This is a genomic window from Pedobacter terrestris (genome assembly GCF_052343045.1).
Lineage (GTDB): Bacteria > Bacteroidota > Bacteroidia > Sphingobacteriales > Sphingobacteriaceae > Pedobacter.
In genome coordinates this window covers 378602-402363 of sequence record NZ_CP180264.1, presented here as the reverse complement: position 1 = coordinate 402363, position 23762 = coordinate 378602, and the positions used below count along the sequence as shown (strand labels likewise).

17 protein-coding genes are annotated in these 23762 nt (G+C 37.2%); 9 read left to right on the top strand and 8 right to left on the bottom strand.

Features of this window, described 5'->3' with window-relative positions; translation table 11 throughout:
• Nucleotides 1–31: 31 nt before the first annotated feature.
• The 4 genes from ACJVDH_RS01865 to ACJVDH_RS01850 form a co-directional block, all read right to left on the bottom strand.
• Nucleotides 32–463 carry a MarR family winged helix-turn-helix transcriptional regulator gene (locus ACJVDH_RS01865; RefSeq protein ID WP_443945878.1) on the bottom strand — a complete coding sequence of 144 codons (432 nt, stop codon included), beginning with the start codon at nt 461–463 and terminating at the stop codon, nt 32–34.
• A 202-nt stretch (nt 464–665) separates the two neighbouring features.
• The gene (locus tag ACJVDH_RS01860) at nt 666–1991 is read right to left on the bottom strand and encodes a DUF6089 family protein (RefSeq protein WP_443945877.1); all 1326 of its coding nucleotides are present in this window, start codon (nt 1989–1991) and stop codon (nt 666–668) included.
• An 87-nt stretch (nt 1992–2078) separates the two neighbouring features.
• Entirely contained in the window at nt 2079–3800 is a 1722-nt protein-coding gene (ggt, locus tag ACJVDH_RS01855; RefSeq protein WP_443945876.1) for a gamma-glutamyltransferase, read from the bottom strand.
• Nucleotides 3772–5547 carry an AMP-dependent synthetase/ligase gene (locus ACJVDH_RS01850; protein WP_443945875.1) on the bottom strand — a complete coding sequence of 592 codons (1776 nt, stop codon included), beginning with the start codon at nt 5545–5547 and terminating at the stop codon, nt 3772–3774. Before ACJVDH_RS01850 ends, ggt begins: the two co-directional genes overlap by 29 nt.
• 252 nt (nt 5548–5799) lie before the next feature.
• Here ACJVDH_RS01850 and ACJVDH_RS01845 point away from each other — a divergent pair, with 252 nt between their 5' ends.
• Nucleotides 5800–6279 carry a hypothetical protein gene (locus ACJVDH_RS01845; protein ID WP_443945874.1) on the top strand — a complete coding sequence of 160 codons (480 nt, stop codon included), beginning with the start codon at nt 5800–5802 and terminating at the stop codon, nt 6277–6279.
• A 72-nt stretch (nt 6280–6351) separates the two neighbouring features.
• On the opposite strand, the gene ACJVDH_RS01840 is transcribed toward ACJVDH_RS01845, so the two are convergent.
• Complete coding sequence (locus ACJVDH_RS01840) at nt 6352–8184, bottom strand: M61 family metallopeptidase (protein ID WP_443945873.1); 1833 nt, start codon at nt 8182–8184, stop codon at nt 6352–6354.
• Between the two features lie 265 nt (nt 8185–8449).
• On the opposite strand from ACJVDH_RS01840, the gene ACJVDH_RS01835 reads away from it, so the two are divergent.
• From ACJVDH_RS01835 to htpG, 6 genes are all read left to right on the top strand, one after another.
• Nucleotides 8450–9538 (top strand): efflux RND transporter periplasmic adaptor subunit, encoded by a 1089-nt coding sequence (locus ACJVDH_RS01835; protein WP_443945872.1) that lies wholly within the window; start codon nt 8450–8452, stop codon nt 9536–9538.
• Between the two features lie 2 nt (nt 9539–9540).
• Nucleotides 9541–12651 (top strand): efflux RND transporter permease subunit, encoded by a 3111-nt coding sequence (locus ACJVDH_RS01830; protein ID WP_443945871.1) that lies wholly within the window; start codon nt 9541–9543, stop codon nt 12649–12651.
• 7 nt (nt 12652–12658) lie between these two features.
• A complete protein-coding gene (locus ACJVDH_RS01825) occupies nt 12659–13963 on the top strand; it encodes a TolC family protein (RefSeq protein ID WP_443945870.1) in 1305 nt (434 codons plus the stop codon).
• A gap of 17 nt (nt 13964–13980) precedes the next feature.
• On the top strand, nt 13981–14844 hold the full coding sequence (locus ACJVDH_RS01820) for an N-acetylglucosamine kinase (RefSeq protein WP_443945869.1): 864 nt from the start codon (nt 13981–13983) through the stop codon (nt 14842–14844).
• 106 nt (nt 14845–14950) lie between these two features.
• Nucleotides 14951–15343, top strand: a complete 393-nt coding sequence (locus tag ACJVDH_RS01815; RefSeq protein WP_443945868.1) for a response regulator — start codon at nt 14951–14953, stop codon at nt 15341–15343.
• Between the two features lie 152 nt (nt 15344–15495).
• Complete coding sequence (gene htpG, locus ACJVDH_RS01810) at nt 15496–17382, top strand: molecular chaperone HtpG (RefSeq protein ID WP_443945867.1); 1887 nt, start codon at nt 15496–15498, stop codon at nt 17380–17382.
• Nucleotides 17383–17498: 116 nt separating this feature from the next.
• On the opposite strand, the gene ACJVDH_RS01805 is transcribed toward htpG, so the two are convergent.
• Together ACJVDH_RS01805 and ACJVDH_RS01800 are read right to left on the bottom strand one after the other, a co-directional pair.
• The gene (locus tag ACJVDH_RS01805) at nt 17499–17987 is read right to left on the bottom strand and encodes a type I restriction enzyme HsdR N-terminal domain-containing protein (RefSeq protein WP_443945866.1); all 489 of its coding nucleotides are present in this window, start codon (nt 17985–17987) and stop codon (nt 17499–17501) included.
• A 12-nt stretch (nt 17988–17999) separates the two neighbouring features.
• Nucleotides 18000–18371: a hypothetical protein gene (locus ACJVDH_RS01800; protein ID WP_443945865.1), complete on the bottom strand. Its 372-nt coding sequence runs from the start codon at nt 18369–18371 to the stop codon at nt 18000–18002.
• A 364-nt stretch (nt 18372–18735) separates the two neighbouring features.
• On the opposite strand from ACJVDH_RS01800, the gene ACJVDH_RS01795 reads away from it, so the two are divergent.
• Both ACJVDH_RS01795 and ACJVDH_RS01790 read left to right on the top strand, forming a co-directional pair.
• Nucleotides 18736–19476: a LytR/AlgR family response regulator transcription factor gene (locus ACJVDH_RS01795; RefSeq protein ID WP_443945864.1), complete on the top strand. Its 741-nt coding sequence runs from the start codon at nt 18736–18738 to the stop codon at nt 19474–19476.
• A 478-nt stretch (nt 19477–19954) separates the two neighbouring features.
• Entirely contained in the window at nt 19955–20872 is a 918-nt protein-coding gene (locus ACJVDH_RS01790) for a sensor histidine kinase (protein ID WP_443945863.1), read from the top strand.
• On the opposite strand, the gene ACJVDH_RS01785 is transcribed toward ACJVDH_RS01790, so the two are convergent.
• Nucleotides 20861–23665, bottom strand: coding sequence for a thiopeptide-type bacteriocin biosynthesis protein (locus tag ACJVDH_RS01785; protein ID WP_443945862.1), 2805 nt, complete (start codon nt 23663–23665; stop codon nt 20861–20863). The two genes, ACJVDH_RS01790 and ACJVDH_RS01785, sit on opposite strands and share 12 nt — an antisense overlap.
• Between the last annotated feature and the right edge of the window lie 97 nt (nt 23666–23762).

Sequence of the window (23762 nt, the reverse complement as noted above, 5' to 3'; positions counted from 1 at the left end):
GGTTTTTAAAAGTCCTTACTGTAACCTCATATTAATCGATGGTATACGCCATCGTTACATCATTCAGCTTAATTAACAGCCCAATAAATGTTTCTTTTTCTTTTTTGGTAAAATGCTCATCAAGGTATTCATTGAATTTACGAACTACGCCTTTTGCCAATTGTTTTTTTTCTTTTCCAAAATCGCTTAGAAAAACCTTCACAGATCTTTTGTCACCAACAGAAGTCTGCCTGTAAATCAGGCTCATTTCTTCCATATTATTTAACATTCGGGATAAACTTGTTGCTTTAACACCGAGAAGTCCGGCCAGGTTTGAAACAGCCGTCCCTTCTTCATCATCTATGTTAATCAGCATATAACCTATGGCTTGGGTAATCCCAAAACTTGAGGCCATTTGGTTGTATTTATTAAAAATATTTTGCCAGGCGAATTTGATATGATAATCTAGGGTCTGATGTTTCATTTGGCTAAAATTATTATGCTTGCATAACAAAGCTAATGAATGTATTTTGTTAATGCAAGCAGAAATTTCAAAAAATTGTCAATTATTTCCGCCTTTTGATAAATGGCAACATCAACACATTTTGCACTCTATATTACATTTTTGAACAAAAAAAAGCGCCCAGATCGTAATCTGGGCGCTTCCATACTTTTTTATATTTCTATTAATATAAAGTGAACTCTACACGACGGTTTTTCTGACGGCCAGCTGCAGTTTTATTTGTTGCAATTGGTTGTCCCATTCCATAACCTGTAGCTTCAATTCTTGATGCATTTGCACCTTGAGAAACTAAATATGCTTTAACCGATTCTGCTCTTTCTTTAGATAAACGCAGATTCAATTCTTTTGAGCCTGTGTTATCTGTGTGACCAGCCAATTTCAAGCTAAAGTTTTTCTGAATCAATAACGCAGCAACACGGTTAAGTGATGTAAATGATTTTGAACGGATAGTTGCTTTGCCTAAATCAAACTCAAGATTTTTAATGGCTTCGTTTACAACTTTACGATCTTCGTCTGTGATGATTACTTTTTCTACAACTGGTGCAGGTACTTTTAATGGACAGCCAGAACCGTCTACAACTGTTCCTGCTGGTGTACCCGGACATTTATCTAATTTATCTGCAACCCCATCTCCATCTGTATCTTTCAACAAATCAGACATTTCTTCACGCAATTTCGCATTTTCTGCTTTTTGAGCGTCAAGATCAGATTTTAAAGCATCAGCTGTTTGTCTTGCTTTAACGGCTTCGTCATACGTCAAGGCAACTGGATTGTGGTAAGCCAATTGTTTACCTTTACCCAAAGCAAATTCTAAACCAGCATATGCGTAATTGAATTTATCGTTACCTGCTTTGTAATAACCATCAAGGTTATCTCCATCTACGTAATTAATAGTCCAACCCAAATCAAAGTTTACCGCATCGGTAATTTTGAATTTCGCACCTAAACCTACAGGAATTACCAATTCGCTAATGTTATTTCCATTGCCAAACGGCGCAGTACCGGCAGCAGTAGTAATGGTTGGTTTATAACCGGCCAAACCCGCACCCGCAGAAGCATAAATCTGAAGAACGTTTTCTTTTTTAAACATGTCTATATTAAACATATTCACAACAGCACTTAAAGTTGCTGAGTAAGACAACTGCGTGTCATATGCGCGAACGGGTGAACTGCTTACCAGGCCACTTTCATAAGGCTCTGAATTGTCTCCCTTAAGTTTTCCACGCACTCCGTCTAAACGAAGAGAGAAATAAGGTGTAAATTGCTTTTTAACGTACAAACCATAACCAAAACCAGCTTTATTGTTACTGAAATCGTTTTTTCCACCCAGAGGAGAAACCGCAGTCATTGCTCCGGCATTAACACCTATAGACCAGGTACGGAAAGTTGTGGATGATGTTGTTGGTGTGGATTCCTGTGCCTGTGCAACTGAACCCATTAAAATACCAGCGAGAACAGCCGGAATTGCTCCTAATAGTTTTGTTTTCATACTTTTTAGATTAACAGAATAAGCGTTTAGCCTATTAAGACAATGCGCATACCAAAATTGTTTATTCTAAAAAATATTTATTAACAATTAATACCCAATGGCCTGATCGTCGCCTCTTGGATCTGCTCCACCTTGATAAAAACCCCACTTTGTCCGGAGTATGGCGTCTACCCTTCCAATAGCAGATCTGTTTTTGATTTTATATCCTTTAACTTCCAGCTTATGCAGTGTTATTGTGTCAATTGCGTCCTTTTCCACATACACTTCGTCTGGCAACCACTGGTGATGAAACTTTTTGGCGGCAACCGCCTGCTGCATACCCATATCAAAATCAATTACGTTGATAATGGTTTGAAAAACAGAAGTGATAATTGTTGATCCGCCGGGTGTACCAACAACCATAAACAACTTACCATCTTTTTCCACAATTGTTGGCGTCATAGAACTGAGCATCCTTTTATTCGGCGCAATTGCATTAGCTTCTCCGCCTACTAAACCATACATATTTGGGGCACCGGGTTTTACAGAAAAATCATCCATTTCATTGTTCAGTAAAAAGCCTGCGCCTTTTACGGCAACTAACGAACCATAGGATCCATTTAGCGTCGTCGTTATCGAAACTGCATTGCCCGATTTATCTACTATAGAAAAATGAGTAGTCTCTTCATGCTCTTTGCCTTTGATATCTCCGGCAAGAACTGCACTGCTTGGCGTTGCCCGCGCAAAGCTGAAATTCCCCATTCGTTGTTTGTTGTAACTCGGATTGAGCAATTCATTTTGTGGAACATTATAGAAATCAGGATCGCCAAGGTGAGTTGCCCGATCGGCATATACACGACGCTCTGCTTCTACTATTACCTGGATAGTAGAATCTGTATTGTAGCCCCAGCGTTTTAACGGGTAAGGTTCTACAGATTGTAACAATTGGATTAAAGCAATTCCTCCGCTTGATGTTGGTGGCATTGTGATCATTTTATATCCACGGTAGTTGCCCGTAACAGGCGGACGCCACTTTGCATGATAATTAGAAAGGTCTTCTTTTGTGATCAATCCCTTTCCGCGTTTCATTTCAGCAATAATAGCATCAGCCACTGTACCTTCGTAAAAACCAGCTCGGCCTTTTTCTTGAATATTTTTTAGTGTGTTGGCAAGTTCTTTTTGAACCAGTAAATCATTTGCTGCCCAAGTGTGTTCCAGATTTACAAAGGCGGTTCCGTCAGGATTAAAATCCATGAATTTACGGTGTAGACTATTTAATTCTGCAGCCTGGCGAGCGGTAATTTTGAAACCATTTTCTGCCAGTTCTATAGCTGGCTGCAATACATCAGACCATTTTAGTTTACCATATTTTTTGTGCGCCTCTACCATTCCATCAACACTTCCCGGAACGCCTGCGGCGAGATGCCCATAAAGACTTTTATCAACAATCGGGTTGCCCAAAGTATCTAAATACATATCTCTTGATGATGCTTGTGCAGCTTTCTCTCTGTAATCGAGTGTATTTATTTCGCCGGAGGCAGCCCGATAAACCATAAAACCACCACCGCCAATATTGCCCGCATTTGGGTATACTACCGCTAAAGCAAATTGTACAGCTACAGCAGCATCTATCGCGTTGCCGCCTTTTTTAAGAATATTTATACCAACCTGTGATGCTTCAGGATGGGCAGAAACAACCATCCCATTTCTATATTCGCCACTATTATTTTTACCCAATTGCCCGCTGGCACAACCTGCAAAGATTACCGCCGACAAAAGGTAAACAGATATTTTTCTAAACTTATTCAGTGGCTTTATAGTTTTCGGCATCCTTATAGATTTTTTCTATGATTTCGTTATTTTTCTCTAAAATTATCTTACGTTTCAAACTGAGTTTTGGAGTAAGTTCTCCTCCATCAATACTCCATTCTTTTGGTAAAAGTGCGAAACGTTTTACCTGTTCCCATTTGCCAAATTCGGTACTTGCTGCACGGATAACTTCATCAAACTTTGCTAAAACCTGATCATTTTTTATCAGCTCTTCGTTGCTTGATGATGAGATTCCTTTTTTGGCCGCCCAACTTTTCAGTGTCTCGAAATTCGGAACAATTAGCGCTGATGGAAATTTTCGATTTTCACCCAAAATCATAATCTGTTCTATAAAGATAGATTCCTTGTATTTATTTTCCAAAATTTGCGGAGCTACATACTTACCTCCGGCAGTTTTGAACATTTCTTTCTTCCGATCAGTTATGCGTAAAAACCGATTATCTACCAGTTCACCAATATCTCCGGTATGGAACCATCCATCTTTATCAATCGCTTCTGCTGTTAAATCCGGGCGGTTATAATATCCTTTCATTACTTGATGCCCGCGCGTCAATACTTCTCCATCCTGAGCAATTTTCACTTCAGCTCCTTCTATTACTTCTCCAACGGTGCCAAACATCGTACCTCCAAAATGGTTAACCGTAATTACGGGAGAAGTTTCTGTTAAACCATAACCTTCAAAAACCGGCATTCCCGCTGCCCAAAATATTCTGGCCAAACGTGGATTTAGTGCTGCACCTCCGGATACGATTACAACAATTTCACCGCCAAGTGCTTCTTGCCATTTTTTAAAGACAAGCTTGCGGGCTATGCCGAGCTTAAAATTGTACCACCAACCGGCATCTGTTGTATACTTCTCTGCAAGCGCTACAGACCAAAAGAAAATTGCTTTTTTAACACCGGTAAGTGCTTTGCCTTTTTCCATAATCTTATCATACACTTTCTCCAGCAAACGCGGAACTGTAGAAAAAGCATTTGGTTTAACAGATTGTATATCGGCAACAATAGTATCCATACTTTCTGCATAGTACACCGCAGTTCGATTGAAGAGATACAGATAAATAATCATCCTTTCGAAAATATGCGATAAAGGCAAGAAACTTAAACCTTTTGCCAGTCCTTCCGGAATAACAACGGATGATTTTACAAAATTACAAACGAGATTATTGTGGGTTAACATTACGCCTTTAGGTGTACCTGTTGTGCCAGACGTATATATTAAGGTAAGGATATCATCTGGCTGCACTTCATTTCGTAAAGCATCAAGATTAATGTCTGTAGCACCTTTCCCTAGTTCTACCAACTTCAACCAATGTTCTATACCAGCGATTTCATTAAATGAATAAATCTTGATTTCTGAGTTTACCTTTTCTGCACAAGGTTTGATTTTTTTATACAACTCCTCATCGGCTACGAATATGAAAGATATATCCGCGTCTTTAAGAATGAACTCTATATCATGCTCAGCAAGTGTTGGATATAGAGGGATTTGATACGCACCAATCTGGCTGATTGCAAAATCTGAAATGTTCCATTCTGGCCTATTGTGCGACATTACGCCAACACGACTTTCTCTTGCAACACCAGATTTGATTAATCCACGACTTAAATTATCAACAGCTTCACAAAATGCTTCTGTACTATAATTTATCCACTTTCCATTCACCTTTCCGTTGATGAATTGTTGTTGTGGGCGTTCCATGCTATATTTTAAGAGGTCAAAAACCCTTTTAATTTCTGCAGCCATAAGATTAGATATATTTGGTTAAGTTAAAAAAACAAACCTAAAGATTTGAGATTTATACGGCTTAAATCAAATATTTTTACCGTTTTTTTTCTCCTCAAACTTCTCCAGACTTATTGATGGGAATAAACTTACCAATAACAACATTACTATGCAAGCATTGTTTTTTACGTCCTGTTACTTTTATGTAAAAAACATCTTCGGCATTATAGTTGCTTAGGAGGTAATAATTTTAAAAACATTAAAAATCTTATTATGAAAAAATCATTCCTTAAAATTTTTGGTTGCGTGGCATTATTCGCATTGAGCACAACTGCTGTTAAGGCACAGAATTATAAAACTGCGCTTGGCCTTGGCTTAGATTTTGGCGATGGAACTACGTTAGTTGGCCCATCTGTTAAACACTTTTTTACCGCAAATGATGCTGGACAAGCAGAGGTTTTATTTGGCTCTCACCTAACTACCATTAATGCTTTTTATCAATATCATGGCAACATTAAAGGCGCTTCTGGTCTAAAATGGTTTGTTGGTGGTGGTCCATCATTAAACTTCTTTAGCTTTAACGGATACAACAACACCACTTTCGCTTTAAAACCAATGACTGGTTTAGATTTTAAAATCCCTGGTGCGCCAATTGCATTTGCGTTTGATTGGAGACCAACCATCTATATTGGCGATAATGACAGCGATTTTGCTGCTGGTCGTTTCGGTTTCGGATTCAAATTCACACTATAATTCAAAAATTTATAGCATAAAAAATCCCGAAAGATATATCTTTCGGGATTTTTTATGGCTCAGTTTTTTCAATTATTTACCAGTCCATTTTGCAAAAACTGCTTTTTGTGCTGCTGTTGCATTTTCATTTATGGCAACCTTTAATCTTACGTTCGGGTTTTCTTTCAAAGTTAAATTGATTTCCTTTTCCAATCCATCGCGTTTGATTTTTAATTTTAGCACATCGCCAATATTTTTCTGTGCAACTAAGGGCAAGGTTTCCAGTGATAATACCGGGCTTTTTAAACGAATGTTTGTCAACGCATCATTCACCGTAACACCATCTAAAGAAAGAATTTCATCATTCACATTTAAACCAGCAACCCAAGCCGCAGAATTTCTTAAAATTGAGCTTACAGAAATTGTTCCGTTGTTTGTTAGCTGCCCGTTTACACCGCTTACAGGTTTACCCGGAGTAGCATTCTCGGTTACTACGTTGACACCAGCATAGGCGAAATATTTTTCGTATTCAACATCATGCACACCATTAACGTATTTTGCCCAGAAATCAGTAAAACTGATTCCAGAAACCTTCTCAACCATCGCTTTAAATTCTGCATCAGTATATCCGCGTTTTAAGGTTTTACATTGCAGATACATTGCTTTCATTACATCATCCAAACTTTTCATGCCTTTTGTAGCATTGATAATTTCCAGATCCATCAAAATTCCAACAACCTCTCCTTTATTATAATAGGAAATGGAATTATTTTTTGAATTTTCATTAGGTCGGTAACCAATAATCCAGGCATCATAACTTGCTGAAGCAGCAGACTGGTATTTAGCTCCGGGTGTATTTACAACCGTTCCGATTGCACCAGCAAGATCATTTACAAAAATATTGGCATCATTAAAGCCCGCTCTGTGCATGTATTTATTTTCATAATAAGAAGTAAAACCTTCTGCAACCCATAAGTTTGTGGTGTAATTTTCATTATCATAATCAAATGGGCCTAAAGCTACCGGACGCAATCGTTTCACATTCCATAAGTGATGATATTCATGTGCAACCAATGCCAAAAAGCCCTTATAACCACTCTCCGTATTATAAGCATTTCTTGAAGCGCCTAAAGTTGTAGAGTTTAAATGTTCTAAACCGCCGCCTCCACGATTAAAGTTGTGTACAATAAATACGTAGTGTTTGTTCGGATTCTCACCATAAACTGCTGTTGGCTCTTCAACAATCTTGGCCATATCCACTTTTAATTTTTCTTTATCGTAATTGCCACCGCCGTACATGGCAACTTCATGCCGTACGCCAGCCGCCATAAATTCAAAAACATCTTGATTACCAACCTCAATCGGGCTATCATACAGAATATCAAAATCTGTTGCCTGGTAGGTAAACGGTTTGCCAGCTACAGGTGTTAAACCTGTAGAAACTTTACTCCATGTACTGAAAGGAATTATTTTTACCGTACTTGGCGATTTGATCATCCCATCGGGATGCATAAAAATGCCTGTTGGCGAAAGAAATGCATGTGATTCATCAATAAAAGGGGTACGTACAGAGATTTCAAAAGCATAAACCCGATAGTTTATTTTAACGCTAGCCGCCTTATTGGTAAAAATTCTCCAGGCATTTTTTCTAACTTTTTCTACACGCAGGGTTTTGCCCGATGCAGTTGCTTTAAATTCTTCAACACTTTTTTCAAATTCACGTATCAAATAAGAGCCCGGTGTCCAAACCGGCATTTTCACATCTACATATTCCTTTGTTAATCCAGAAATATCCATTTGCACCTCGGCGTAATGTGCCTGTGGTTCTGTAAATGATACCTCAAATCCTATTTTTACCTGAGATTTTGCCGCCATAACCGCTGTTAGTAATACAACTAAACTTAAAATTGCTTTTTTATTAAACATACTTGAGTTGTTTTGCCACAAAAATATATTTAATCGGGTCGGATAAAAATTAAATTCAAAAAAATGGCTGTAAAATAGTTGTGAGCAAGGGTAACTTCTGCATATTGCCAGTGATTGATAACAAACTTCTGACATTGTAACATTCAGTAAGATGTGCTGTAACATCCTTAATACAACGGTTTAACGACAATAGAATTGAATATTTTTACAAACTATTCGGAAAATCTAATCAAAACTATTACAACGGATAGTTATTCCCTGACACATGAAAAAAAGGTATATCGTATACATTGTGCTTGCCCTTGGCCTGGCATATCTTGTTTATTACAGAATCAGCGAAAATAAAAAGGTATCTGGCAACGGCGGTGGCGCTGCATCTGGCAAAGGTGGAAAAGACAATAAAGGTGGTTCTGCAATGGTTGTAGACGGCATTGTTGTTAAGTCAACCAGGTTCGATACAAACCTCGAAATAAGTGGTGCAATTGAAGCAAATGAATCTGTAGTACTGCGCAGCGAGGTTTCTGGTTTGGTTACAGGCATTTTCTTTAAAGAAGGGTCTACGGTGAGCAAAGGCAGTACACTCGTGAAGGTGAACGACAGAGATATACAGGCACAATTGGAAGATGCTTTGACCAAACAAAAATTATCATCTACTAATGAAAGTCGTGCAAAACAATTGTTGGCAAAAGGCGCGATCAGTCAGGAAGAATATGATATCGCACTTGCAGATCTGAAATCTTTACAGGCACAATCTCAATTAATCCGCGCTCAATTGGCGAAAACTACCATCCGTGCACCATTTTCTGGGCGTGTTGGTTTACGCAGCATTTCTGAGGGCACTTATTTAACTCCAAATACCGTAATTGCCAACGTGGTGAGTACCAATCCGGTCAAAATCACGTTTTCTATCCCTGAAAAGTATGCCGGACAAGTAAAAATAGGTTCAGAAATTTCGTTTACGACGGATGGTTCTGCTAAAATAAACATTGGCAAAGTATATGCGATTGAACCTGGAATAAATACAGCAACCCGCACATTACAAATTCGTGCGCTTGCGCCAAACGAAAATCAATCGCTTTTACCGGGTGCTTTCGCCACCATAAAACTGGCTTTAAGTAGTGTAGAGGATGCAATTCTTGTTCCTAATGAAGCTATTGTTCCGGTATTGAAGGGCAAAATGGTATACATCCAGAAGAATGGAAAAGCGGAAGAAGTTATGGTCCAGGCGGGAACGCGAACGGATGAAAACATCGTGATTACATCCGGACTAAAAATTGGCGATACCGTTTTAACATCGGGTTCTATGTCGCTAAAAAAAGGTAGTCCGGTTAAAGTACAATTGGATAAAGACTAATTATGAGCATTTCAACCACGAGTATAAAACGGCCGGTTTTAGCCATTGTAATGAACCTGCTCATCGTTCTTTTCGGGATTATTGGCTATAATTTTCTGGGTGTGCGGGAATATCCTTCTATCGACCCGACAGTTGTTTCTGTACGTACATCTTATCCCGGTGCAAATGCGGATATTATCGAATCTCAGATTACAGAACCACTCGAAAAATCGATAAATGCAATAGATGGAATCCGAAATATTTCTTCATCCAGCAATCAAGGTGCAAGCAATATTACCATAGAATTTAACCTCGATAAAAATATTGAAGAAGCTGCGAACGATGTGCGTGATAAAGTTTCTCAAGCCGCGCGTACGCTTCCGCGGGATATTGATGGTTTGCCAATTGTAAGCAAAGCCGATGCAAACTCTGATGCCATTTTATCGATGACAATTCAAAGCGATAAGCGCAATACAATGCAGCTATCTGACTTTGCAGAAAATGTAATTGCAGATAGGATACAAACAATTCCGGGTGTGAGCAGTGTACAGATTCAGGGACAAAGAAAGTATTCTATGCGCATTTGGATGGATCCGAATAAATTAAGTGCATATGGTTTAACAGCACAAGATATTGTTACCGCTTTAGACAATGAAAACGTAGAACTTCCATCGGGAAAAATAACCGGCGAAACAACAGAACTTACGGTTAAAACACTAGGAAAATTATCCAGCGAAGATGAATTTAACAATCTGATTCTTAAAACCGACAGCAACCAGGTTGTGAAGCTGAAAGATGTTGGTTATGCCGTAATCGGTTCAGAAAATGAAGAAACAGTGTTGCGCGAATCTGGAAAACCGATGGTTGCCGTAGCAATTATCCCTCAGCCAGGCGCAAACTATCTTGATATTAGTAAAGAATTTTACAACAGGTTTGACAAACTGAAAGCCGATATGCCCAAAGACATCCAGTTAAAAGTTGCTTTGGACAATACTTTATTTATAAAACGATCTGTAACCGAAGTGGCTGAAACGATAGGCCTTTCTTTAGTATTGGTAATTTTAATTATTTACCTCTTTTTTAGAGATTGGGCAATCGCTTTCAGGCCGTTAATTGATATTCCGGTTTCTTTGGTTTTTACGTTTTTTATTATGTATGCCTTTGGTTTCTCTATTAATGTGCTCAGTTTACTAGCAATTGTATTGGCCACAGGATTGGTTGTTGATGATGGAATTGTAGTGACCGAAAATATTTTCAAAAAAGTAGAAGAAGGAATGACACCTTTTGAAGCGGCAATTAAAGGTTCAAACGAAATCTTTTTCGCCGTTATTTCCATTTCTATTACATTGGCAGCAGTATTTTTGCCCGTTATCTTTTTACAAGGCTTTGTTGGCCGTTTATTCCGCGAGTTTGGGATTGTAATTGGCGCAGCCGTTCTAATTTCTGCATTTGTATCGTTAACACTTACGCCGATGTTAAATGCATATCTGATGAAAAAAGGCGGACACAAACCTTCCAAATTCTACAATTGGACAGAACCTTATTTCGTAAAACTGAACGATTCTTACGCAGAAAACCTCAATAAATTTCTTCAAAAACGCTGGCTCTCCATTCCGATTATTGTGGTTTGTATGGGCTTGATTTTCTTATTCTGGAAGCTTTTACCTAAAGAAACCGCACCTTACGATGACAGAAGTGCAATAAATATAAATGCAACGCTGCCAGAAGGAACTTCGTTTACATCAACCGATAAATTTATAATGAAGTTGAATCAATTGGTTATTGATTCTGTTCCCGAGAAAAATGTGAATATCACTATTACTTCGCCAAGTTTTGGCGGTTCAGGATCAGTAAATTCTGGTTTGGTCAGAATGGGACTTGTAGAACCCGATCAGCGCGAGCGGTCTCAAAAAGAAATTGCAGACGCCTTAACAAAAATTACAAAAAAGTATACCGAAGCAAAAACCATTGTGAGCCAACAACCAACAATATCTGTTGGGCGGCGCGGTGGTTTACCAATTAGTTATATTATACAGGCACAGAATTTTGAAAAACTGCGCGAAAAAGTTCCTTTGTTTATGGATGAGGTGGCAAAAGATCCAACCTTTACGGTATCGGATGTCAACCTGAAATTCAATAAACCAGAAATCAATTTGACCATCGATCGCGAAAAAGCAAAAAATCTCGGTGTGTCTATCGCAGATATTGCCCAAACCTTAAATCTAGGTTTAAGCGGTCAACGTTTTGCCTATTTCTTTATGAATGGAAAACAATATCAGGTAATTGGACAGTTTGACCGAAGCGATCGAAAAGCGCCGCTTGATTTAAGTTCGGCTTATGTACGAAATAACAAAGGCGAATTGATTCAGCTGGATAATGTGGTTACAGCAAAAGAAGAAAGCAGCCCGCCGCAGTTATACAGAAACAACCGTTTTATCGCGGCAACTGTATCTGCCGGATTGGCGCCAGGTAAAAGTATTGGTGAGGGTATAGACGCGATGGATGCGATTTCTAAAAAAGTTCTTGATGAAACTTTTTCAACAGATTTAAGTGGCGAATCGAGAGATTTCAAAGAAAGTTCTTCCAATACGTTTTTCGCTTTTGGTTTGGCACTTTTACTGGTTTATCTTATTCTTTCCGCTCAGTTTGAAAGTTTTAAAGACCCTATTATCATCATATTAACTGTACCGATGGCTGTTGCAGGTGCATTTTTATCGTTATGGTTGTGTGGCCAAAGCTGGAATATTTTCAGTCAGATTGGAACCATTATGCTTATTGGATTGGTAACGAAAAACGGCATTTTGATTGTAGAATTTGCCAACCAGTTAAAAGAAAAAGGCATTGCAATTCCCGAAGCAATCCGCGAAGCCTCTGTTTCCCGTTTGCGTCCAATTTTAATGACGAGTTTGGCTATCGCGATTGGCGCCCTACCAATTGCACTGGCGTTGGGTGCTGCAGCAAAAAGTAGAATGAGTATGGGAACCGTAATCGTCGGCGGAACATTGTTTTCGTTAATCTTAACCCTATTTGTTATTCCTGCAATTTACTCATACTGGGCTAAACCTTACAAGCCAAATGCACAATTGAAAGATGCCGCACGTTTTGAGAAAGAAGCCATGGAAAACGCTGAATAAAATGGAAATGAAATTTAAAATATTCCTGCTGCTTTGCTTGTCGGCATTAAGCGTATCGGCACAAGAACGCCTGGATTTACGAGAGGCAATTGGCCTAGCATTGAAAAACAACTACGACATCAAAATCAGCAAAAACAACACCAAAATTGCAGAGAACAATGCTAATATTGGCAATGCAGGCATGCTTCCGGTTTTAGAAGGAAACTACTCTTACGGAGGCAGCCGACAGAATACGAGACAAACGCCCGCTATTGGCGATGATCGCGTAATCCGCGGAGCGCGAAGCAACAACCAGAGTTACGGGGTAGACCTGAATTGGACAATCTTTGACGGTTTTAGCATGTTTGCAAATTATGACAGATTGCAGGAATTACAAAAACAGGGCGAAGTAAATGCCCAACTTGCGATTATGACAACCGTTTCTGATGTTATTGCCGCCTATTATGATGTTGTACGCCAACAACAATTGCTTATCGCCGCAGATAGTGCAATGGATGTCTCCGTACTGCGAACAACCATTGCAAAAACAAAGCTTCAGCTGGGAAAAGGTTCTAAACTTGATGTACTAACCGCGCAAGTTGATTACAATACCGATACATCAAACTTTCTCCAGGTAAAAAATTCATTGCAAGTTGCAAAAGTTCGCCTTAACCAGCTAATGGTCAGAGACATTGGCATCCCTTTTTCAGTGAGCGAAGTGTTGGATGTAAATACAGGTTTGCTGCTTACAGAATTGACAGATTTGGCTCAAAAACAAAATCCAAATGTACAGAATGCATTCATCAATCAAAAAGTGGCGCAGCTCAATTTAAAATCGGTTAAAGGCGCAAGATATCCGTCTGTAAGCCTCAATTCTGGTTACAGTAGATCAAATAGTACAACACCTACTGGTTTCAATCAGAAATATTCTGCAAATGGATTTACCTATGGAGTAACAGCAAGCTTAAATATATTTAACGGTTTTTTACAACGCCAGCAAGAACGCAATGCGAAGGTTGATATTGATAATGCAACGTTAAACCTGAGTAAAACTAAGCTGGATGTTAACGCACAGCTGCTCACTGCTTATCAAAACTATGCAACTTATCTTGATTTGGTAAAGCTTGAGCAAAGGAATGTAGATATTGCAAATGACAACCTCGATATAACCCTGGCTAAGTACAAATTGGGCAGCATTGCACCCTTAGAACTTAGAGAAGCACAACGTAATGCAATTGATGCACAAAATCGATTTATCGAGATGAAATACCAAGCTAAACTGTCTGAAATTATGTTAAAAGAAATCAGTGGTACTATAAATTTATCCAATTAATTTTTATATTTAAAGCCATGATATTAGTTGCAGATAGTGGCTCATCAAAAACGGATTGGATGGGTTATCACAATGGAGAAACCCTTACTTTTAATACGCCAGGCATAAACCCATATTTTTTAAGTGAGCAGGATATTAGTAAACTGATTTCTAAAAATGAAACGATTTTGCAATATGCAGATGAGGTAAAAGAAATTTATTTTTTTGGTGCAGGTTGTTCATCTCCAGACAAACATGAGGTTGTATCAAACGGTTTATCTGCAATTTTTAAAAATGCTTTCATTTCTGTAGATCACGATCTTTTAGGTTCTGTATATGCAACATGTGGTAACGCAGAAGGTTTAAACTGTATATTGGGCACGGGTTCCAACATCTGTTACTTTGACGGAAAGAAAATTCACGATGGCCATCATGGTTTGGGATATGTGCTGGGCGATGAAGGTTCTGGCACCTTTTTCGGTAAAAAAGTACTGCTAAGCTACCTGTATAAAAAAATGCCGTCTGATTTGGCTTCAGAATTTAAGAAAGCCTACCCATCAGAAAAGGAATCCATCATCACGAACGTTTACCAGAAACCTTTCCCCAACATTTATTTAGCGGGTTTTAGCCGATTTATGGCCAACCACAAATCTCACCCTTTTATTCAGGAAATACTGACCAAAGGTTTTCAGGAATTTATAGATACCAACGTAAAAGATTATCCAAGATATACCGATGTTCCCTGCCATTTCGTAGGCTCAATTGCATATTATTATCAGGAAGAATTGCGTACGGTATTGGCGGCAAATGGAATCCAAGCCGGAAAAATTCTCCAAAAGCCTATAGAAGACCTTTTTAAATACATCATTCAAAAAGAAAATATTGAAAATACGTCAGTTTGATATATTTAACTGAGGTGTAAATTTATTGTTAAAATATTCTTAAGATTGTAAACTTTACCACATCCTTTTTGTTGTAAATTTTAACAGCATATAATTGCACGCGAATATGAAGAAAATACTGGTAGTTGACGATGATATTGAGGTTTTAGAAACCATACAATTGATATTGGAAATTGGGGGATTTAAGGTTTCTGCCTTGAATGATGGTGAAGAAGTATTTAACCGTATAGAAAATTTTCATCCCGATTTAATTTTATTGGATATTTCTCTAGGCCATATTGATGGCAGAGTACTTTGCGAACAGCTAAAATCCATAGAAAGCACCGCAAAAATTCCAATTCTTTTAATCTCCGGCTTATATGATCCGAAAGATTTTACAACATTGAACTACGGACAAGACGATTTTCTTTCTAAACCATTCCAAATGGATGTACTGTTAAAGAAAATTACAAAAATACTTTCTCTGGAAGAAGATAAACCCAGCTTTTTGGTTAACTAACTAAAACTTAAAGCATATAAAGCCAGAATTAACATTCTGGCTTTTTCTTTTTCCCAATTTTCTTAAAAGCACCAACAATTCTGTCAATTTGTCAAACAAAAGCAATTGGAACGCACCTTGTTAAGACTATACCGGATTAAACATTTTTATATATGAGCATACAGGAAAAGGGAAATATCTCCATACACACCGAAAATATCTTCCCGATAATTAAGAAGTTTTTATACTCAGACAACGAAATTTTTCTTCGTGAGTTGGTTTCAAACGCAGTTGATGCCGTACAGAAAATCAAAAGATTAGGATCTCTGGGTCAATTTAATGGAGAGGTTGGAAATCCACTCGTTCAGGTATCTGTTGACAAAGAGGCAAAAACCATCACCATTAGTGATAATGGTTTAGGGATGACTGCCGAAGAAATTAAAAAATACATCAACCAGGTTGCGTTTTCCGGAGCGAGTGAATTTGTTGAGAAATTTAAAGATGCGAAAGATGCAAATGAGATTATCGGTAAATTTGGATTAGGTTTCTATTCTGCATTTATGGTTGCAGATCTTGTGGAAATTCAAACCTTATCTTATCAGGATGGTTCTGAGCCTGCAAGATGGGTTTGCGATGGCAGTACAACGTTTGAAATTACTGAAGGAACAAGAACTACCCGCGGTACAGATATCATTTTACATGTAAATAAAGATTCTGAAGAATTTTTAGAAGAAAGTAAACTGCAAGGCATCTTAGATAAATACGCGAAATTTTTACCCGTACCAATTAAGTTTGGTGTCAAAAACGAGAGTATTGAAGATGGTGAAGATGAAGAAGGCAAGAAAAAATATAAAGATGTTGAGGTAGATAATATTATCAATACCACACATCCGATCTGGACTAAAGCGCCTGCAGAATTGTCAGACGAGGATTATTTGAATTTTTACAGAGAACTGTACCCTTTTAGTGAAGAACCCTTATTTTGGATTCACCTAAATGTAGATTATCCATTTAATTTAACCGGTGTTTTATATTTCCCGAAATTGAAAAACGATTTCGAGATGCAACGCAACAAAATTAAATTGTTTTCCCGTCAGGTATTTATTACAGACGAAGTTAAAGACATTGTACCAGAATTTTTAATGCTGTTGCATGGCGTTATCGATTCACCGGATATTCCACTTAACGTATCTAGAAGCTTCTTGCAAGCCGATAGTAACGTTAAAAAAATCAATAACTACATTACTAAAAAAGTTGCAGATAAATTGGCCGAATTGTTTAATAAAGACAGAAAAGCTTTTGAAGACAAATGGAAAGATATTGGCTTATTTGTAAAATACGGTATGATTAGCGAAGAGAAGTTTTACGACAAAGCAAAAGACTTTGCCCTTGTTGGAAATACTAAAAATGAGCTTTTTACTTTAACCGAATACAAAGACAAAGTATCGCCAGTTCAAACCGACAAAAATGGAAACGTAGTCTATATCTATACGAATGATGTTGCTAAACAAGATGCATTCATTCAATCTGCGAATAAAAAGGATTATGATGTTTTGGTTTTAGACTCGCCAATTGACAATCACTTTATTAACCAATTGGAACAGAAACTTGAAAAAACAACAATTAAACGTGTTGATTCTAGTGTTGTAGATAAGCTCATTGAAAAAGAAGAGCAAAATGAGCATATTCTAAATGATGAGCAGGTAAAAGAAGTAACCGGAATTTTCGAAAAAGCGATAACTAAAGCTGGAATGCAGGTCGAGGTTGTAGCACTTCACCCCGAAGAATTACCTGTTACCATTACCATGGACGAGTTTATGCGTAGGATGAAAGAAATGGCCGCAATGGGTGGCGGAATGGGTTTTTATGGCCAAATGCCAGATAACTATAAAGTTGCCATTAATGGAAACCACAAACTGATCAGTAAGATCTTAAAAGCTGATGAAGCCGAACAAGCTACATTGGCGAAGCAAGCTGTTGATTTAGCACTATTGGCGCAAGGTATGCTTACTGGTGCAGAGCTAACTGCATTTGTAAGCAGAAGTGTAGAACTAATTTAACTTTAGATTTCCCCTTCGCAATTGTTGAAGGGGAAAATAAATAAAAATGCTTTATAACAAGAAAGCCTTCAATTTAAAAATTGAAGGCTTTCTTTATATTGGGTTAGAAAGATGTCTTATGCTTCAGTTTCCTTTTGGTCAACTTTGAAATAATCTTTGTGCTCTTCAATCAATTTTGCAATTGTTGCCGCTTTAGTATCTGTGATTTTAAATTCAAAATCAGGTTCTTGATTTTTCTTACTGCGAACCATTTTCTCTGTATAAAAACGATATTCCAGTCCATTGGTTAATAATCCATATTTCGCTTTAGTTTTGCGGAAATATTTTGATAAACGAGAATCATGAATATCCAATTTATCATCGTGGTGTTTGCATTCTACCAGGATAGTTGGCTCACCATCTTTCATAATGGTATAATCTACTTTCTTGCTTTTCTTCACACCAAAATCTAAAACTGCCTCAGTTTGAACTTCAGATGGGTCGAATCCTAGAATCTGGATAAATGGCATTACCAACGCATTACGGGTCAAATCTTCAGACTGAACCTGTGGAAGCATCTTTTTAATTCTGGCGGCGAACTGGCCGATTTCATCTTTAAGTTCCATATCTAAAAATATTTAGTTAACGTTATACTGACTGAAAACTGTATTTGCTGTAGAGATGATCTGATCTAAACCTCTTTTATCGAAGAAGTTCCGATTTAATAATGCTACCATATAAGATAATTTATTGATATCGGCAGCATTCATAGTGTATTTGAAATTTCTTAAACCATCTTGAATGGCTTTTTGAACATAATTACGCACGATAAGAAAAGATTTTCTGAAGGCAAATTCCCCTTCCATCTGGTTCACTCCAAGCGAACCGACATTCAGGTTTTTGTATTCCATCTGCATTTTCTTATAGAAATCGGCATCAATATCACTGGCTTGATAAACACCATTTTGATAAATTTTATTCAAAAGATATTCGTAATCGTTGAGCTTCATCGTCAGGTAATTTTTAGTTGGTGTAGAGAGTTTTTGTTTTTCGTTCCGTAAATTTTAAACCCTCATTTGTATGGCCTGTTTTGCTTTTTCCAGGCTACACAAATCGGGGCAGGTAGATGTTTTCATCAAACTATTGTCGTAACAATAAGACTTGATTATTTGTTTTTGGCAAACAGTATAAAGATTGAAAAAGAAACGGAATTCCGTGATTTTTTTACACGAACACCCACGTTTTATTACACGAAACCACAATTTTAGTAGATGAAAATCTACCAAAAACATTTTTTTGTAGACGGTAACTCAAGTCATTCTTTTTATTTAACTTGCGTCAATTCATTCCAAACACACTTATCAATATAAAAACATGAATTTAAAATGCGTTGTTATCGATGACGAGCAACATGCAATCGAAGTATTGACGGATCACATTTCAGAGATGCCGGGACTTACTATTTTTAAAACATTTACCAGTCCGGTACAAGCGCTTACAGAAATTAGTATTGAAGACGAGATTGACATCCTGTTTATGGACATTGATATGCCTGGAATAAATGGATTGGAATTAGCCAAAAACATTCGCGAAAAAGCAAAATATCTTGTATTTACGACTGCACATCCCGACTATGCGCTACAGGCATTTGACGTACAGTCTGACCAGTATCTTCTAAAACCAATTTCATTTGCGAAATTTGCTTTAGGAATAGACAGAATTCTAAAAAAGGAGGCGGCAGCGGCTTCTGCTCCTAAAGAGACCGAACAGATTTCGGCACTTTATATTAAGGGAGATCATAAGTACGCATTTTCAAACATTGCAATTGATGAAATACTTTACATCAAAGCATTGCAGAATTATATTCAGATTATTACTAAGAGCGAAACCCACACTACATATCTTACCTTGAAAGAAATTGAAAAGGCTTTAGAAAACCATCAATTTATTCGGGTAAATAAATCTAACATTGTTGCTAAATCAGCAATCAAAAAGGTAGATGGAAATATTATCCGGCTTAATAATAATGAAATGATACAAATTGGTGAAGGTTACAAAGATGCATTCTTCACATATGTACAAGGTAGTTTACTGAAATCTAGTCGAGGACAGTAGAGCAAAAATTACATACCAGTAAGTACTAGAGATGTTCCTTGTGGAAGCCCTGTCTCATTGCCTAATTGAAAAATATCAACGAAATTCTGGTTGCTTGTAGTTTTATAAACGAAAACGGTTTTTTTTGTCAATTTAGCTCTCATGATATATAAATTTAAATGTCTTTTGTACTTATTCTGATTATTGATTTGTTGACCAAAGTTGCATAGATTTTACTATCGCAGATATTTTTTTACACCAAACAGGGCTTTTTAGCAGACAAATCTTTAATTTGATTTGTAAAATAAAAAAAATGATTCTTTCTAAATTTTATAACAAGTATAAAATACATCTTTTCACATGGTGTATTTTTATAATCTACGAAGTAGTTATTGTTGGTTTTATGGACAATAACTTCAATAAACCTATAAGCTACATCGTACCCTACATCATGAATATTTGTGTTTTTTATGTTCATGCTTTTTTATTCCGTAAAACCTTGAAAAAGAGATTTTCTATAGGTAGAACGCTGTTGATTACCATTATCACTATATGTGAAATACTCGGTTATATTCTGCTTTTTCTGTTTATACGATATGCTTTGAATCTTTTGTTTCCGCTTACAGTAACTCGTGTTACTTTGAATCTCGAATTTGTTTTCGCCTGTATTTACAGAGCGCTGTATTTCATCGGTTTCTCTACAGGTTACGTTTATATTATTAAATCATTTGAAGAAAGAAAAAAGATAGAAGAACTTGAACGTCAGGGACTTGTTACCCAATTAGAAAAACAGGCATTGGAAAATGATCTGGTTGAATCGCAAAACAATTATCTGCGCAGCCAAATTAATCCCCATTTCTTATTTAACACGTTGAATTTTATCTATAATGATGCCAGAAAGAAGGCTCCAATGGCTGCGGATGCCATTATGAATCTTTCTGAGATGATGCGATATGCCTTAAAACGACCTGAAGCGGCAGAAATGGTGCCTTTAAGTGAAGAAGTTGAACAAATTGAACACTTGATAAACCTCCATCGCCTAAGGACAGGTAATACTATTAATATGAAACTAACTGTTAATGGAGACCTATTTGGTGTGCGCTTTCCTCCTTTAATCTTACTGACACTGGTTGAAAATATGTTTAAACATGGAAATATATCTCATTCTGCTCAAGAAGCGTTAGTAAAAATAACTTATACAGGCAGCAATCTTAATGTTTACACCATTAACATGGTCAATGAAGTTGCAAGTAAAAGCACCGACAGTCATCATGTCGGCATCGAAAATGTATCAAAACGACTGCATACATTTTATGGTGATGATGCAACCTTCGATTATTTTAAAGATCCCTCCAACCGTTACATTACAGAAATTAAAGTACAGATTAACAACCCATTATTAAATTTAAACCGTTAACAAACCCGTAGCTTTCTTGCGCTGAAGATCTTTAAAAATAAAATAATAGATAATCATTTCATGTGTACGCTGGTTGCTGTTAAACAGGCGGTTTATATGCATATGGATTAAATCTCCAAATAACCTGGACCGGCGGTCTTCACTGCACATTTGCAATGCTTGGTAAAAAGATTGAAAGAAAGGAACAATGGCCTTACGCTGATCTTCATTTAATATTAGATCTTCAAACTTTGCAAACTCCACGTATTCTATATTGAGTTTCTTAAAGTCAGCAGGTTCTAAATGGTGTTCTTTATTAAAATTATCGGAAATTTTTCCTATTAATTTAATTAAAGAATCAACCTGAAAAATCTTTGACTTGATAATTTGTAGAACAAGCACACGGCAAATACTGTATTTTTGAAAATCATTTGCACCGGTTTGCAGTAAGGTTAAAACGAAGTTGCTATCGTAGCTAAAATGACCTTCAAGAAACTCAATCAAATCTGCACCATACCGCTCGATTTCTCTTTTGTACGTTCGAATTTGTATATCAGAGATCAAACCTTTCTCAATATTTCCGGAAAGGTTTTTCAATAAAGATTGGGTCAATTTTTGTACAACACTCAAATCTTTCACCAGAATCCTGAATCGCAGATGATTCCCGTTTTCATTATAACGAATAAAAAACCACTTTTCAATATGTGGTGTCTCTTCCTGTAAAAACAAAGCAATTCGTTCTATCAAAATTTGATCTGCGCGATGTTGATGGCAAAATATCTCAAAGTATATCCATTCTGAACCAGGCAGAAAACTGCGTTTAACGGAGATTGTATTTTCATCCTTTCTGGCAGCTTTAAAAATCTGTTGGTTATGATTTAAGTTCAGGATAAACTGAGAAAGATATTGTGCATCATGTTCATCAATAACTAAACTTTTCTCTGGCATCACAACTTCCTCTAACAGCATCTCCCCTTTTTTGCTCAGAAATTCAAGAAAACACCGCATATCCCATTCACTTTTTTGATTAAAACATAATGTTTGATCACCGTTTCCGGTTTTAAAATACTGGCTCACTCCTATTTCATTTAGCTTTTGCATACACATCTCCAATTCAAGCTCTTTAGATTTTGGAGCAAGAAAATCAACTTTTCTAATTTTCCACTTTTGAAAGTTTAGAATGATGTTGTGAAATTGCAAACGCGGATAATAATCCAAATCCTCAAAAACCGTATCTAATGAAAACGAAAGAGCAGTTTGTAATTCCTGATGCTGTAAATCGCACAGCAACCTAAACACCGATAAATCCGAACGGGTATAATTATATGCAGATGCCATGCGCGGAACCAATCTTTTGTTTAGCTTTTTAGAACGCAAAACAATTCTACCGTTCACTACGGAAACCAGAATATCCTCAAATGAAAGTGGATTTTCTGAAGTATCTAAATTCAGGATAGACAACTGGTGGGCATAAATGTTTTTTCTTCTGTTGACATTGTCAACAGAATTTTCGACCATATAGGCAACATCAAAAAAGAATACATCCGGATTCGCGTCACTTTCAAACCGCGCATTCTCTTTGCAATACTGTTCTACAGCTTGGCTGGCCAAACTGAAACGCCCCATCAAACTATTTGCTGTTGCCCCGCCTATCGATTCAATTTTAATGCAATCGTCAATAACAGACATTAGCATATTGAACGTATTGGGCAAGGCCACCTCAGTTGGCTGAAAATTCAGTGGCAGTTTATTTAAATGAATTGTTTCGTCACGTTTAAACGAGGCATGGTTTAGATGATCCTTAAGAATCGACTTTAAATCAAGCTGATTTTTTTTCGGTTGTTTCTCTATAAATTGTTGCACAAAATCTCCACCAGAACCAGCTTGTTCCAAATTTTCATAACCGACGCCCAACTCAGGATCTAAAGCAACCAGCAATGGAACTTCTTGTTGTTCAAACTTACTTGTAAATTTATCAGCAAATGTTTTTAAGCCTTTACGTTCGGCTTTTGGCAAAAAACCGTGCATAATTGAAATTAATGCAGGTATATGCTGAAGAAGTTTTTGGTTAATTTGCCCCGACAAAAAAGAACGTTCGGAAATGTAATACTTATTGTTGAAGGAAGTTTGCGCTGCTCCAATTCTTGTAAAATAATCTTCTCCGATAATATTGGGATCAGATTCTGTGAAGAGCATTTGCAACTCATGCATATCGGTCAGCAATGCATATAAATCTTCCAATTCATCATTCGGAATTTCTAATATTTCGATCAGCGAGGCAATTGGAATCGGTGAGCTGCACACTTTCAATATTTGATCTACCTGTTCGTGGAAACCGATCTCAGAAAGCTCGAACATTCCATTTGCGCAGGAAATGTATCTGATGTTGTCGCCAACATAATAAAAACTGGTATTGCTAAAAAGAACTGAATTGTTGGCTATAGCCTTACTGAAATCAAAAACAATATCATTTTTGTAAGGCCAATCTGCGAAAGTATGTTCTATTTGTTCTTTTTTAATCCTGACCTCTGATTCCGCGTTTGAAAATGTATTTTCGATCAAACCAAAACTGGCAAATGTGCCGTAAGGTGTTGCGCGGTATTTTGCGCGATTGAAATATTTCCAGATGGTGAAGGAAACCTTGCTATCCAAACCATCTAATTCTTCTGCAGACACATCTTTAATGGTTTCATAAAAGGCAGAAGATGAAATTGCTATAGCAGCTTTCAGTTCGTCCCAACAATCTTTTAATGCTGCATGAACAGGAAACTTTGGTGTACGGAATAATACGGTTGGGTGAATGCTCAGTTTCATAGATCGAATAATTGCTGAAAATTACAAAGATATATGATAAAAGCAGAGGTAAGGAAAACAAATAGGGCCGCTTCAATGCTTGAAGTGGCCCTTATAC